Annotated in this window: 11 protein-coding genes and 2 pseudogenes; 4 read left to right on the top strand and 9 right to left on the bottom strand. The window is 43.1% G+C overall.

Features of this window, described 5'->3' with window-relative positions:
- Positions 1-2: 2 nt before the first annotated feature.
- The 4 genes and pseudogenes from LEP1GSC194_RS14160 to LEP1GSC194_RS23645 all read right to left on the bottom strand — a co-directional run.
- Positions 3-1,142 (bottom strand): LIC11435 family protein, encoded by a 1,140-nt coding sequence (locus LEP1GSC194_RS14160; protein ID WP_020774211.1) that lies wholly within the window; start codon positions 1,140-1,142, stop codon positions 3-5.
- Positions 1,132-3,249 (bottom strand): FecR family protein, encoded by a 2,118-nt coding sequence (locus tag LEP1GSC194_RS14155; protein WP_020774224.1) that lies wholly within the window; start codon positions 3,247-3,249, stop codon positions 1,132-1,134. The genes LEP1GSC194_RS14160 and LEP1GSC194_RS14155 overlap by 11 nt, the downstream gene beginning before the upstream one ends.
- Positions 3,233-5,179 (bottom strand): annotated as a pseudogene (locus tag LEP1GSC194_RS14150) (adenylate/guanylate cyclase domain-containing protein); the annotation flags it as partial. The gene LEP1GSC194_RS14155 and the pseudogene LEP1GSC194_RS14150, both read right to left, overlap by 17 nt.
- Positions 5,180-5,347: 168 nt before the next feature.
- Positions 5,348-6,070: pseudogene (locus LEP1GSC194_RS23645) on the bottom strand (adenylate/guanylate cyclase domain-containing protein); the annotation flags it as partial.
- A 185-nt stretch (positions 6,071-6,255) separates the two neighbouring features.
- Here LEP1GSC194_RS23645 and LEP1GSC194_RS14145 point away from each other — a divergent pair.
- The 3 genes from LEP1GSC194_RS14145 (at position 6,256) to LEP1GSC194_RS14135 (ending at position 10,068) form a co-directional block, all read left to right on the top strand.
- Entirely contained in the window at positions 6,256-6,714 is a 459-nt protein-coding gene (locus LEP1GSC194_RS14145; RefSeq protein WP_020774213.1) for a peptidylprolyl isomerase, read from the top strand.
- Positions 6,715-7,571: 857 nt separating this feature from the next.
- The gene (locus LEP1GSC194_RS14140; protein ID WP_020774252.1) at positions 7,572-8,609 is read left to right on the top strand and encodes a sensor histidine kinase; all 1,038 of its coding nucleotides are present in this window, start codon (positions 7,572-7,574) and stop codon (positions 8,607-8,609) included.
- Between the two features lie 28 nt (positions 8,610-8,637).
- Entirely contained in the window at positions 8,638-10,068 is a 1,431-nt protein-coding gene (locus tag LEP1GSC194_RS14135) for a sensor histidine kinase (RefSeq protein ID WP_020774245.1), read from the top strand.
- 22 nt (positions 10,069-10,090) lie between these two features.
- Here the strand turns inward: LEP1GSC194_RS14135 and LEP1GSC194_RS14130 are convergent, their stop codons facing one another.
- The 3 genes from LEP1GSC194_RS14130 to LEP1GSC194_RS14120 form a co-directional block, all read right to left on the bottom strand.
- Positions 10,091-10,522: an LIC13259 family plasminogen/vitronectin/complement-binding protein gene (locus LEP1GSC194_RS14130; protein ID WP_017808264.1), complete on the bottom strand. Its 432-nt coding sequence runs from the start codon at positions 10,520-10,522 to the stop codon at positions 10,091-10,093.
- Between the two features lie 13 nt (positions 10,523-10,535).
- Positions 10,536-10,991, bottom strand: a complete 456-nt coding sequence (locus LEP1GSC194_RS14125) for a four-helix bundle copper-binding protein (RefSeq protein ID WP_020774230.1) — start codon at positions 10,989-10,991, stop codon at positions 10,536-10,538.
- A 67-nt stretch (positions 10,992-11,058) separates the two neighbouring features.
- Positions 11,059-11,463, bottom strand: a complete 405-nt coding sequence (locus LEP1GSC194_RS14120) for a hypothetical protein (RefSeq protein WP_020774217.1) — start codon at positions 11,461-11,463, stop codon at positions 11,059-11,061.
- Positions 11,464-11,613: 150 nt separating this feature from the next.
- Here LEP1GSC194_RS14120 and LEP1GSC194_RS14115 point away from each other — a divergent pair, with 150 nt between their 5' ends.
- Positions 11,614-12,606, top strand: coding sequence for a GGDEF domain-containing response regulator (locus tag LEP1GSC194_RS14115; RefSeq protein WP_020774249.1), 993 nt, complete (start codon positions 11,614-11,616; stop codon positions 12,604-12,606).
- Positions 12,607-12,692: 86 nt separating this feature from the next.
- On the opposite strand, the gene LEP1GSC194_RS14110 is transcribed toward LEP1GSC194_RS14115, so the two are convergent.
- Both LEP1GSC194_RS14110 and LEP1GSC194_RS14105 read right to left on the bottom strand, forming a co-directional pair.
- Entirely contained in the window at positions 12,693-14,120 is a 1,428-nt protein-coding gene (locus tag LEP1GSC194_RS14110) for a glycerate kinase type-2 family protein (protein ID WP_020774221.1), read from the bottom strand.
- Between the two features lie 171 nt (positions 14,121-14,291).
- On the bottom strand, positions 14,292-14,919 hold a 628-nt coding region (locus LEP1GSC194_RS14105), incomplete at its 5' end, for an IS4 family transposase (protein ID WP_020772098.1).

Below are 14,919 nucleotides of genomic sequence, written 5' to 3'. Positions count from 1 at the left end.
AACTACAGAAAAATTTTCATCCCTATCTCGAATGAATTTGGAAAAAAATTGCCGGAGGCGCGATCGCCATGGGTCGTTTCGATTCTTCTGGTTTTGAAGATGGGAACAATCTTCCGGCCCGATTCGTAAGCGGCGGTATCCGAAGAAGCGCTGGAACCCGTCCATGCGGCATCGAGCACGTTTAACAAATAGAGAACGGCGATAATTTCCAGTGAAACATTAAACTGATTATAATGGGAGGAGGCGTTGGAATAATCGGATTGCCCCTGCAAATAATTGTAGGTTGCAAAGGGAAGCAGAGCCGGGTCGTTCAGCAAAAAGAGGTTAAGATTCAGATTTTTACTCTGATCCAGAGCCGCCAAACTGGAGTTATATGCCGAAAACCGGTCGGCCGAATAAGCGATCGCTCCCACGATTAAAATCGGAAAAATCCAACGTCTATATTTTTTGTCCTGATTGGATTGTCCCCAACCCGGTAAAACCGCGGATTGAAGTGCGGGACCCCATTGGATTCCGGGCGATAGGTTCCGATTGTCCCGATCGCTTCGTTTAACGATTTCCGCGAGTTCCTCTTCCGAATCGGCGACGATCAAAAATCCTCTTTTGGCCGTTTTTTTGTTTCTCGGATTTTCGAGGGAGAGGGTATAACTTCCGTTTTTAAGATTCAGATTTTCGACCTTGATTTTGACCTCTTTCGAATTGATGAATTCGAATTCGGGTTTAATCGTTTCACCCGATGGGAGAAGGAGAGTAACGTTCATTGCTTCCGTAAAGTTCTCTCCCTTAACGGTTAAAACGGGGCCCAACTTTTCCTTTAAAAGTTTCACGTTGGAATCGGGATTTATGACAGGAGCTCGGGAAAGAATTACCTCGAAGGAAATCCAATCGGAGAACACGGAAACCCTTCCGAATTTATTGATTACTCCGATACGATGTTCGTAGACGCCCGGAGGTAGATTGACTTCAAAACGGGTAGACTTCGTTTTTTCCCTGGTGATTCTTCCGCCGGGGTCCTTGATTTCCACCATGTAGCCGCCGGCTTCGGGAATCGGTTTCCATTCCAAATATCGACCTTCCTCTTCTCCGAAAACGGAAAAAGAAATCGAAACGAGAACGAAAGATAAAAGAATTTTATTCCACATAAATTTCCTTCGGTGAAAGAATTTCCGGAGGCCGAATCGTTTTACTCAGTTTAATTTCGAAATTTCTGGAAACCGGAATCGTAAATTTTTGCGCGCCGGTTTTGTCCCTGTATTTGGCGGAAATTCTCCATTGAAATTTACCTTCTTCTAATATTCCAAAATCCTTAAACGAATAAGAATCTCCCCGGAGTTCTTTTTTTAAAATCGATTTGTTCTTTCCGGATTTTATCTCTAAAATTTCCAAGGTTACCGACTCCGTGTTTCCTTCGGTTTCCCAACGGAAGTCGATACTTTCCCGATTGGAGATATCGACTTTCTCTTCGGTTGCGGGACTACTCTGACTCAAAAACGGCGCGCTGTCGGACGTTTTGAAACTTTGAGTTTTACTCGTTAATAAATTTTCTCCGTTCGAACCGAGAAGAGAAACCTTCCAAAAGTATTCTCCGACGGAAGGAATATTTACGGTTCCGGAAGAGGAACGAAAGTTTTCCCGAATCACGTCCCCTCCAAATCCCGAGTTTTTCGAAACTTCCAATTTATATACTCCGGAAGGTTCGGGTCTCTGCCAGCGAAAAGTCAATTTATGGTTGCTCGGATGCCCTAATTCCTGCTCGTTTGCCGGAAATAAAAGTTCCAGATTTTCCAAGGATTGAACCTTAAATTGCCTGCTGACTGAAAAAATCGAATCGCCTTCTTTGGGGGAGGCTTTGACTCTCCAAAAATAGACGCCCGCGTTTGCGATCGGAGAGGAGGTTATGGAGGAAGAGGCGGTTTTTTTGCTGAATACGACATTCTTAAATTCCGAATCGTTTGCGATTTCAAGAGTGTATTCCGCGAAGTCAACGGAACCGGACCATACGAATAGATTTCCGTCCTTGGAAAATTTACGAAGGGAAATTTCTTCCTGATCGGAAGGTTTTTTCAAAACGGGAGGTTCCGGTTTTTCCAACTTTTTCACGGTAAACGAAACCGGTTCCGAGGAAGAGGTTTTTAAATCGGACAAGGACGGCTTCGGAGTGACTCTTGCGAAATATTTTCCTTCCTTGGTTTTATCCCAACGAAAAAGAGTACCTTGGATGTCCTGTTTGATAAGTATCTCCTTAAAATCCTTATCCTGCGCCAGTTCGAACGCATAAATATTCGTAAAATCTACCGAAGTCCACTGAAAGACTATACTCGGAGGATTGGATGTGAATTTGAATTCTTCCGATTTTCCCGGAGTAAAAAGAGACGATTTCAAATCTCCTAATACGGTCAGGGATCGAGTTTCGCTGTACTCGGGCGCGCCCGTTCCGGGGTTGATAGCGGTGACTCTCCAGAAATACGATCCTTTTTCCAAGGATTTGTTCAGAAAAGCCCCGTTTGATTTGGTTCGGATCACGTTCTTCGAAAAGCCGGGATGATTCGAAATTTCTAATGTATATTCTTTTGCGGCTTCGGATTTGTTCCAGCTAAACGATATCGGAAAAGAATTCGTAGAAGTTTGAAAGAATTTTCTTTCTGCGGGAGAATTGAGGGAAATCGACAACGAGCGAATTTCGGATTTCCCGTTTTTCAATTCGATCGCTTGGTTGTTGGTTATGTTGGATTCCTGATTTCCGGATTTTACCTTTGCGTTTCCTTTCGAAACTTCAAGATTGAGGGCCTGATCCTCTGACTTGGAAAGTTTCAGATCTCCCTTTCCAACTTCGACGGTGGTCTCGCCGCTTTTGATCATCAACTCCGTGCCGCTGTCTTTATTGGCGGAAACCGAACCGTATGCGAAGTCGATGGAAAGGTTCTTATCCGAAAAGTCCAGAAAAATCATACTGTTCTGATCGAGTTTGATTTCGGTTCCGTCGTTTAGAACCAAAACGGCTTCGGCTTCTTCCGCAGTGCGGACCGTATCCTTGTTCCTGACTTTCATTTCGGTTTCGATTTCTTCCCAGACAACTTCGGAATCGAATTTTCTCTGCGCCTTTTTATTTTTAAAAATGATCTTTCCGATTTCCGGGTTGTTTCCTTTTTTATGACCCGAAGTTACATGAAGGTACAGTAATATACTGAAAAGGAGAATGAGCCCCGTAAGAAAAGTGACTACGTATTTTCCTTCAGTCAAGTATTTCATACTTAACTTCTTCTCCGGGTTCGGAATCTTTCGTCTTATCTTTCTTAGGCGGTTCCCAAACGATTCCGATCTTCGCCCGTAGTTCTTCGATATTTTTGGGGCAGGTAGGATCGTCGATTCTTCCCAAAACCGCGTAGATCACCTGCGGTTCTTCCTTTCCCTTTACTTTGATCGATTGCATTTTTTCCACGTTAAAGATACCCGGAACGTGATCCAAAAGGTCCTGTGTGATCAGGATGTCGGTTCCGAAAGGTTTGTTCAGGGCTTCGACCCTGGACGCGAGGTTTACGGCGTCGCCGATTACGGTATATTCCAATCTTTGTTCGGAACCGATTTGTCCCGCAATCACGGGACCGTAATTCAAGCCGCAACCGATTTTAATGATGGGCTTTTTGTCTCCGCCTCTGCCTTGATTGAATTTCAAGAGCGCCGCTCTCATCATCAAGGCTCCGTTGACCGAGTTCTCGGCGTCTTTATCGGATGTTTTAGCGGCTCCCCAGGTGGCCATGATCGCGTCTCCGATGAACTTGTCCACGATCCCGTGTGTTTCATTAACACAATGAATCATCTCGGTCATGTACTCGTTTAGGAATTCCACGACTTCTTCCGGTTGCAGTTTTTCGGAGATCGAAGTAAAACTGCGGATATCGGAAAAGAAAATCGCGCACATCTTTCTTTCCCCTCCGAGAGTGAGTTCGTGTTTTAAGACCATCTCGGCGATTTCTTTGTTCACGAATCTGCCGAGAGCGTCCTTGACCTTTTCTCTTTCTTCGAGACCCTTACCCATGTCCACAAAGTAGTCGGTAAGGAGGCCGACTTCGTCTTTTGTGGTGGAACGGATCTTGATCTTAAAATTACCTTGCGCGATTTCCGTCGTAGCCTGCAATAAATGTAACACCGGTTTGGTGATCGTTTTTGCGAAAAAGAAGACGATGATCAGAGCCAAACAAAGTGCGATTCCCATGATCAGAAGATTCGTTCTTTGAATCTTATAAACCGTTTCGAACGCCTTATCTTCCGGAACGATCGAGACCACGGCGGCTCCGCCGAAACCCAGTTTTTGATACGAACCGAACCAAACCTGTCCTTCTTTGTTCTTATATTCGATTTGTTTCGTATTCTCCGAACTTTTAACCATGGATTCCACGATCGGAAGATTCATAAAATTCGTATTCGATTGAAGAAGTTTCGGATCCGAATGAGCGATCAGATCTCCTTCTCCGTTGACCAGGAATATTTCGGAAATATCCTGTTTTTGGAATGCGTTTAGAAATTTTTCCAGACGAAGGATTAAAACCAAAACTTTCGAATTGGAGCCGGAGGACGGAATTGCGATTGCAAAGATAGGTTCCTTAAACTCCGCGCTTAGATTTTCCATTCTACCGCCGGTGAGAACGGATTTTTGAATGAGCCCCGGCCTGCTTTGCACAAGATCGGAAATTTCTTTCGGAGAAACTTTGAGCTCGCTTAAGTAAGGATCGTTGTAGAACTCGTTGACTGCGGAAGGAACGTTTCCCTCGATTTCATAAAGACCGGCGTAGATAAAATCCGGATCGTTCTGAAAGAAAATATCCGCGAACGAAATTCCTTCCTTTCCTTGAACCAAAGCTCCTACGATTTGTTTTCCGTTGGAAAGGATTTCCTTGATGTCGGTTTTGATTTTTAATCCGAGAATATTCACTAAATTTAAATTGTTTTGCAGAACTCGGACTTCGGAATCGTCTCTGAATGCGGAAGAAGCAAAGAAAATGATCGTGGAGACTGTGAATGTCATCAAAATGGAAATCACCGCCATCAATTTGATTTGAAGCGGAAATTTGGACTTTACGGTGGAAACGTTTTTGTTTTTTTCCACTTCCGCAGCGACGACTTGTTTCGAAGATTCTTGAGCCGCGTCTAAGTTCTTTTTGTCGATCTCCGACGAGGTCGATTTTGCGGATATGTCAGGTTCGCCGAGGACGGTTGTTTGAGCGGGTTGAATGGAAGTAACCGGGCTTTCTTCAACTTGTAACGGTTCTGGAGAATTTTGAGTTGGAACGGACGGCGCTTGCGTTTCTTCTTTGCCGATTTGTGACCGCTCCGCAGAAGCCAAAACGGGAATCTCTTTCAACTTTTGAGTCTCGTCAAAATGATCGATTTCGATTGCTTGAATCGGGGAAGATCGAAAGGAAGAAATCAAATTTTTCCGTTCTTCTTCCGAATAAGGAATTGCTTTGATTTGGGTAAGATTTTCCACGCCGGGTTCGTACTCGATTTTGTATTTCAAAGTGGAGTTACGTTTGCTTTCTCGAACGAGATGAACCGATACGGAGGATTCTCCCGGAGGGACTTCCTGAAAAGATGCGTGTTCTTTTCGTCTAACAAGATATTTTCGAAATGCCGTTTGCTCCGAAGTGGAATAACCGAAGTGAGAAATTTGATCCTGCAGTTCGGAGTCGCTCAGAGATGGGGAAGCGGCGAGCAAAAGTTTGGAAAGAAAAAAAGGAAATCTGGCTTCGCAATCGGATGCGATTAAAAAAAGAAGATTTCCTCTTTTTAAGAATTTTTGAATTTTCAAAAAAGCGTCGTATACGGAATCGTTCGCTTCCGGATCCGGGGGGATGAGAATTGAAAGAACGGTAACGGACGGATCGATGGAATCAACAGTATCGGTGTCGATCGAAAGATTGCTTGAGATAAAGCAAACCGTTCCGATTTCTTTTTTGGTAATTTCCTCCGAGAGAACGGACATATCGGTCCGCGAGTTCGATTGCGAACCCGAAATAAAAATGAGAACTCCGGAAGTTCCGAATGGGAGATAACGACGATGAATTTCTAACATGGCTCTCTTATCCAGAAAAAATAATTTCGCCAGAAGGAATATTCTATTTTGCTTCTGGGTTTTTTCGCTTATATAGTATAATTGCTTAATTCAGCGTTTTTGTTTGTTTTTCGCTAGAAATCGCTTTCTGTCATTCAATAGTATCGGAATATGGAAATAAATTCTTAAAATAGAGGTGAATGTTCATGCCGACTGCGGTATTTAAGACAAATTTTGGAAATTTTTCGGTCTATTTGGATGCGGAAAAGGCCCCGATCACGGCCGGAAATTTTATCAAACTGGCTAAAGAGGGATTTTACAACGGTCTTACGTTTCACCGGATAATCAAAAACTTTATGATTCAGGGTGGTTGTCCCACCGGAAACGGAACGGGTGGGCCCGGTTATAAAATCCAAGATGAGTTTCATAAGGATCTGAAGAACGAAAAATACACACTTTCGATGGCAAATGCGGGACCGAATACGGGCGGATCTCAGTTTTTTATCAACGTGCGGGATAATTTTTACTTGGACAATCGACACGCGGTTTTTGGAAAAGTCACGGATGGAATGGACATTGTAGAGACGATTTCAGAAACCGAGACCGGTTTTCAAGATAAGCCCACAAAGACCGTTATTATCGAAACGATCTCCGTTTCCGAATGAACGAATCTTATAAAAAACATTAAAAGTATATCCGCACGAGCGAACGAATGGGTCGGCGGATTTTTTCTTTTATCGGAAAGTTTTTACATTTTCCGGTAGATTTCGTCGTTTTACCGCAAATCGATCGAACGTTCGATCGGTTTTGCGCCGTTCTTTCGCTAACACGTATTTAACGTGAATTCGTGAAGAAACTTTTGTTTCCGGAAAGTATATCTCTTCGGAAACAAATAAAACGTGGGAGCGTACTAGGGGTCAGTGGTTAGAAATCAGATGTCAGGGTTAAAATTTTTTCCAATTTCTTTACGCCGAACCCAAGTTAACCCTAAAACCCCATCTATCGAACGACCCGTGGAAACTCAGTGAATGCCTTCCTATGGGGGCGGCATTCAGGGAGTGAGATTGAGTTCAGTGAGCGTTTCACTGAGTTTCCCCGTGTTTGGGTGGTGGGGCGGAAAGACTCGGGAGGATTTTCTTTACCAGAAAATCATACTTTTTGCAAGTAAAAAGCTTCATTCTTGTCGGAACACTTACGTTTTATTGTAATGTAAAGTCCTAAACCCTATTTCACTGGCTCCTAATCCTTGATCCTTAGAACCTACTGGCGCCTAAACCCGAATAGAAAGAATTAGAGGAACATAAATTCGAAAAAAAGAATATTCTGAAATTCGTAAAAAAGGAGAAAAAGTAAAAGCCAGAATTGACATTTTTATAAAGATATCTACTTTTTAACGCCGATAGGTAAAAAGTAGGGAAACGGAATTTCACTGGATGAATTTTGTCATAAATTAAGGATTTGATTTTTGAACGTGCATAAATTTTTATTACGGGTACGTCGAGGATTTTAGGTTTTATCCGAAATGACTGAATCCGAATTCCAGCTTTTGTCTCATTTAAGGACTCCCATCGGCGTTTTGGACAAGGATTTGCGTATTATAATATGCAATTCTTCTTTTGTAGAACTCTGCTCTTGTTCTCATTGGGAGGAGCTCAAGAACCGAGAGCTGAGCGAGATACTGCCGTTTCAAAATTCTTCTCTTTTAAGGGAATTCAAAAATTGTACCTTAAAAAAAACGATTCTGTTCCGAGAACGGTTTCTGAATGCTTTGCGAGAAGAAGTCGATCTCAAGGGATCTTTAACCCGGCAAAATTCGGGAGAAAAGGAATTTCTTTTTTTAGAAATTTCAGATTCGTCTTCGGATTTAAATTTAAAAACAAAGGAAAAGGAAATCGCGGCGGTTATTTCTAAAATCCATCACGAACTGCAAGAACCGATTCGAAATCAGACCAAGTTCCTGAAATTGTTATCCGATAAATATTCGAACGGGCTAAACGAAAAAGGAAAAGAATTTTTGCGGATCAGTCTAGATGGCGCCGAGCGTCTTTGGGACCGAATCAACGGTTTACTTTTATTTTTGAGGATCGAAAAGGAAAGGAACGTCTTTAAAATTCTTTCTCTCAAAGAAATTTTAGAAGAAAGTCTTATATCTCTCGAAGAAAAACTGGTAAAGGCTGGGATAACGGTGAGGGTCGAAGGGGAGTTTCCGAAAATCATGGGAAATCCTTTTCTTTTAAAGGAACTTTTTTCGAATCTCGTTACAAATTCGATCCAATTCAGAAACACAAACGTCGCCTGCAAACTTTTCGTTTCCTATTTTGAAGAATCCAATTTTCACCTAATTCTCGTTAAAGACAACGGGATCGGCGTCGACCATTCGGAAAAAAATTATTTTATAGATCTATTCAAAAAATATCATTTATCGTCCGGCCCGGGAACCGGTTTGTTTTTTTGTAAAAGGATTGCGGAACTTCACGGAGGAAGTCTGGAAATAGAAACCGATCGAACTTCCGGTTTCGGAGTGATCGTCCGTTTTCCTCGTAAGTTTAAATTAGAATAATTATAAATAAATAGAGAGTTTCCTTCTTATGTTTAAAGATACTTTTTCAGTCCTTCTGATTGAGGATTCGAACGCGGACTATCGATTGATTCAGGAGTATCTGGGCGAATCTCAGAGCCCTTCCTTTCGGATCAGTCGTAGCGCAGATTTCTCGGCGGGATTAAATATCATCTCCAACGAAAGACCCGATTTAGTGATGTTGGATCTTTCACTTCCCGATCGGGCCGGTTTGGACGCGTTATCCGAAATCAAAAGAAAATTTCCGCAGATTCCTGTGATCATCTGTAGCGGCGCGGAAGACAAAGAGATTACGGTGAACGCCCTTCAAATCGGAGCGCAGGATTACGTTTATAAAGGCAAGTTCGATTCTTATTCCTTGAGTCGCTCTCTCGTTTTCGCTTACGAAAGAAACCGTCTCGCTTTGGAACTCGAAAAGAAAAACGTTTTCGAACAGGAAAACGAGGAAAGATATCGTTTGTTTTTCCAATACAATCCGCACCCCGCTTTTTTATTCGAACACGATTCTTTAGAGATTTTGGAAGTGAACCGGGCCGTTCTTGAAAAATACGGATACAATGAGGAAGATTTGATCGGAAAGACGATTTTACAGATTTTCGAGCCGGCCGATTTTGAAAAAGTAAGACAAGAAATTATTTCCTTTACGTTCGGCGTTAACCGGGCTTCCTCTTTTGTCCACAAAAAAAGGCAGGGGGAAGAATTGATCGCGGACACCACCGTCTACAAGTTCCGTTATCGAAATCAAGTTCTGGATTTGGCGGTCGTTACCGACGTTACCGAAATGGTTCGTAATCGGGAATCGATTCTCGCTACGTTGGCGGAAAAGGACACTTTGATTCAGGAAATTCATCATAGGGTCAAAAACAACATGCAGATTATGGTTTCTCTTTTGAATCTGCAAGCGGACAACGCGATGTCCAGAAATCTCACACCAAAGGAACTTTACGGTTTGTTAAAGGATACGGAGAGCAGAGTGTTTTCCATGTCTTTGGTTCATAACGAACTTTATAAGTCCGGCGACCTTTCGCATGTGGACTTCCATAGTTACCTCAACATGTTATTGGATAATCTCTGGAATTTATACGGAGTGGGTCGAAGAATCAAACATTCAGTCGAAGCCCGAGGTTTAATTTTAAGTATGAATACCGCAATCTCACTTGGTCTTATCGTATGCGAACTCGTTACAAACGCGATCAAACACGCGTTTCCGAACGGGAACAAAGGCACGTTACGCATCCTTGCTCGCTGCGAATCGGAGACCGTGATCGTAACGATCGAAGACAATGGAAAGGGAATCCCGAAAGAATTTGCGAATATGAGTCACGATACTCTTGGATTGCAGCTTGTTACCATTCTGACCAAACAAATCCAAGGAAAGTTGAAATTGGAGGCTTTAAATCCGGGAACCAGGTTCGAAGTCCGGTTCCCGGAACAAAAGTGAAATCTGCTACGAACTTAGGTTCTTATATTTTTTTTCCACAACCTTTCATGGAAGGGTCGTACGGATTTTGGACCTTATCTCCGGAAGCGATCCATTTCTTTTTTACCATCGGACAGTAAAAAACGTGAAGCCCGGTAGATTTGTCTTTTTGAATATACTCCGTTAAGGCTTCCGAAAGTTCCGCGTAAGCTTCCAGTTTCGCTTTTTCATCGGCTGCGTTTTTGAGTTTCTCAGCCGCTTTTAGAGCGGGTGCAAGGGAAGGGTCGCGGGCCGTTTCCTGTTGTAAGGAAGCGATCAAGGGCTCCACAACCGCTTCTTTTCCGTTTAAAAAAGATTGGTGGATCCGATTCAATTCGGACAAAATCGTAGGTCTTGTGGGAAGAATCGACTTTGCCTCCAAAAAACCGGCCAGAACCAAACCAAAAAAAGTGAATATTATCATTTTCTGTTTCATTTGATTTCTCCGTTTAAACGACTTTTTTTAGTTCGGCGATACAATCTTTACAACTATCCGCGCAGTTTTTGCAGATTTCATGGTGGGATTCGTGAATTCTACATTCCTTTTCGCAGACCTCACATGCCTTGATACAAGTCGCTGCGACTTCTTTGGCATAAGGGGAATTGGAAGATCCCAGACTTACAAAAGCTTTGCAGAGAGCCAGAGTATCTTTTGACGTTTTTAGACAGTCCGCGAGCATCGTGTCCCCCGAGGAAAGATTTTCATCGCAGTGTGCGACACAAATCTCCGCGTTTAAGGCGCACTTGGACGCAGCATCGAGGATTTTTCGATCCATTTTTTGAGAAGGGTTTTTCTCGGGCTTTTTCGAAGATTTATGCTCGGGTCCTTTCGCTAAAAGCGAGCCGGTGGATGCGAATGCGAGCAGAGCCGCCGATTGAGTGATTAATTCTTTTCTAGTTAACATACAATATTCCTTAATTCTAAAGTTTAAAACAATCTTAATGGGAGGTGAAACGCGGAGGAAAATCGAATCAGATCAGCAGTCTGACGGAAGAGATGGACAAAACGACGAATTTGTGAACGTTGAAATTCGGATTGCGATCCTTGGCGTTTCTTGGGAAGAAAAGAATTCCCGGTGCGAAATGGAAAGTATCGTGAAAAACGGTAAGAATCGAAAAATAATTTCTATCCAATTCGGGGGTTTTAGGATGAACGGATTCGGGAGAAAAAAGTAAGTTGCAGGATGAGCAGGTAGGAAGCGTATCGTTTGTCTTTTCGGTTTGATGACAGTGAGAAAAATCTTTTTTTGCCGTTTGATCGTATACTTCAAACGCCGGACAATGATTTCCGGAAAGCATTACGGTAAAACAAAGAAGAGCCACGGTCAAACCGATCGTCCCTAAAAAAGCCGCGCAACGTTTTGTCTTTTGGCTCATCTTGTCCCTTAGACTTCGGAAATCAAGGGATCAGGCAAGAAGTTTTTAAAAAATCGTTTGATTTCATTGATAATTAAAGGAAGTTTTGTATTCCTTCCTAGGTCGGCTCGCGGGCTCGCCGCTTTTGAAAAACCGAGGAGAAAATCCGTGATGAATTCCATTCTTATTTTAGACGACGCTCAGGAGAATTGTATGTTGATGCAAGGTATCCTGAGAAAGTCGGGATACAAGAATACTTATACGAGCCAATCTCCGGACGAAGTCATCGGTTGGCTGAGTTTAAAAAGCCAAGATCCCCCTCAAAAAGAATGTTCTTTGATTCTTTTGGACATTCTTCTTCCCGGAATTACGGGACTTGAAATTCTCGAATTGATCCGTGAAAAGGAAGCTTTAAAGGATATACCGGTCATCATGATCACCGCGCTGAAAGAATCGAATGTCTTACAAAAAGCGTTTGATTCGGGTGCGATCGATTACGTCGTAAAACCCTTTGATGCGACGGAACTTTTGGCGAGGGTTCGTTCCGCTCTTCGTCTTTTTGAAGAGATGACTCGAAGAAAGGAACGAGAGAAGGAGCTGGAAAAGTTGACCGATCAGCTTCAGGAAGTGAACGCCTATCTCGTTGCGATTTCAAGAACGGATTCTCTTACGGGACTTTATAATCGACGATACTTCGACGAAATTTTGGCGACGGAATGGAAACGTTGTTGGAGAACCGGGGCGGGTATCGCTCTGATCATGTTGGACATCGATCATTTTAAACTCTATAACGATACCTACGGTCATCAAGGCGGAGATCAGTGTCTAAAACAAGTGGCTACGGCGATTCGGGATTGTGCCAGAAGGGCGGGTGACGTAGCCGCTAGATACGGTGGAGAAGAATTTGCGGTGATTCTTCCCGATACGAACGAGTCCACTGCGGTTGTCGTGAGTCGGAATATTTTGGAGAATCTGGAAAGGTTGGCGATTCCTCACTCCGCTTCCAAGACGGCCCCGATCGTAACGGTCAGTATCGGTATGGCGACTCTCAGCCCGAATCCGGAAAATTCCATCCCTGAATTGATCGAAAGGGCGGACAAAGCCCTCTATTTGGCTAAGGAAGAAGGAAGAAATTGTCTTCGATTTTATCCTCAAGGCGACTGAAACATTCCGTAGCTTTTAAAAATTGAAATCGGACTTCTATCTGTAACTCCTGATATCAATCCCATCATTCGCGAATCCCTGAAAAGTCAACTCGAAGTAATCCATAAAAACTGAATATCATTTACGTTCGTTCCCGTCGGTCCGGTAAAAATCAAGGAGTCGACTTGTTTTAAAACATCGTACGAATGATGGGTTTTGAGGGCCGTTTCCGCATCGGTCGTTTTTGAAATTTTTCCCCAAGTGGTTCCGTCCACGATCGCACCGGCCGCGTCGGTCGGTCCGTCGTTTCCATCCGTTGCCAGGGACAATAACGTAATCCCCTTACACCCCGAGATTTGTTTGGCGAAGGCGAGTGCGAGTTCTTGGTTTCTGCCGCCTTTTCCGGAACCGTCGTGCGTCACCGTCGTTTCCCCGCCGCATAAAATGAGAAGAGGGGACTTCGTCGTTCCTATTTTTTCCTTTGCGATCGATCCCAAAAAGAAACCCGCTTCCCTCGCCTCGCAATTTAAGGAAGAAGTCAAAAACAAAACCGGAATATTCAGATTTTTGCATTCTTCTTGCACGGATTCCAGGGCTAATGTTATGTTTCCGATACAATAAACCGCGTTTCTTTTAGGATCGATTTTTTCTTGTGAGTCCGCCTCGTGTTTCCGAGGTTTGACGGGTTGAGTTTTACCTTGTAGTAAGGATTGGTTTAAGGGTTCGACGAGCTGAGTTTTATTTTGTAGGACGTTCTTGGTTTCAAGTTTTACGGATTTTGAAGCGAGTTCCGTTTTTTCCCGTAAAATCGTTTTGATCTTGGGATCCGGATCTAAATCATATTGTTTGAATATTCTAAAAATTATATCCTTGTCGATTGTGGATGAAATCGTAGGTCCCGAGGCTACTTTGGAAAGATCGTCTCCGATTACGTCCGAGAGAATTAAAGTGATCGATTTGGAAGGAAGAATTTTCGAAAGTAAACCGCCGCCTTTGATCTCCGACAAAAGGATTCGGATCGTGTTGACGTCCTGAATATCGGCGCCGCTTGCGAGGAGTTTGGAATTCCATACGATCAAATCTTCCAGGTCCAAACCGGGGGCGGGGACCTCCATCAATGCGGAACCGCCTCCCGAAAGAAGAACCAAAACGGTATCCTCGGATTCTAAACGAGAGCAGAGTTCGAAAATTTTCATTCCACCTAAAATGCTGTTTGTGTCGGGGATAGGATGACCCGCTTCTAAGATTTCCAGGGGTGGAAATTTTTTTCCGGAACTGTGTCCGTATTTGGTGAGAATCATTCCTCCGAAAATCCGGGATTGTAAGATTTCATAGGCAGCGCTTCCCATCTCTTCCGCGGCCTTTCCGATGGAAAGGAGAAGGATTCTCCCCGAAAGTTTTTGTTCCAGAAGAAACTTACGTACGGCTGCTGCGGGTAAAGAGCTCCGAATTGCGATTCTCCCCAGATGAAATAAGATCGATTGGGGAGAATGAAAATCCATATTCTCGTTTTGTAAAAAAGGGAGGTGAAGCATCGAATTCCAAAGAAGATATAGTCTCCAAAAAAAGAAGCGTTTTTATTACGGATCGCTCATCTTAGCTTCGCTAAGAGCCAACATTATGTTTCGACCCATAGGGAGAAACATTGAGTTTCTCGCTTCGCGGCTTTTGGCTATCTCGCTCTCTATCATAACCTTACCCACAAGTTAGGTTTTCGTGAGTAATTTAAACATAAACCCGATTTCCATAGCTCTCATAAGGCCTTTAAAAATGGTAAGGGGGCCCGGAGGAGCATCGGAATTGCGAGCCAAGTGCCCGCCTAATTTAGCAATCCACAGTAAGACGGTTCCTAACTCGGGTTCTTCCTTAGGAGGTTTCGGAGTTTCAAAAAGTCGACAATAAATGCCTTTCCATTCAAAAGACTCGAATAGGATGGATGCTTTTAAACCTGGAATATTTCTACCTAAGAATGTTAACATCATAACTCTCCAAGCAACAATAGCGCAGACAGCAATACAAGCTTTGAATCGATTCCCAAATTTAAATTGAGTAGATTCAATATTACATCCAGACTTTAAAACCTTGAAGAAAACTTCAATACCCCAGCGGCTTTTGTAATAGGCGATCATACTTTTTGCATCGTCCGAATTGTGAATAGGAATTGTGGTTAGAAATTTCCAATCGATAGATTCTTCCGGAGGTCCGCCTACCTCGGTTGCGGTTAACGCATACATATCAATATTTTCTAATTTCTTGTATTGAGGAGGTTTTATCGTTAGCTTTTCAAATCGAAGTTCGATTGTTGCTTCCCTCGCCTCCTTTCCTTTTTTCCTA

It is taken from the genome of Leptospira alstonii serovar Sichuan str. 79601, assembly GCF_000347175.1.
Lineage (GTDB): Bacteria > Spirochaetota > Leptospiria > Leptospirales > Leptospiraceae > Leptospira > Leptospira alstonii.
This window is presented reverse-complemented; position numbering and strand designations above follow the sequence as displayed.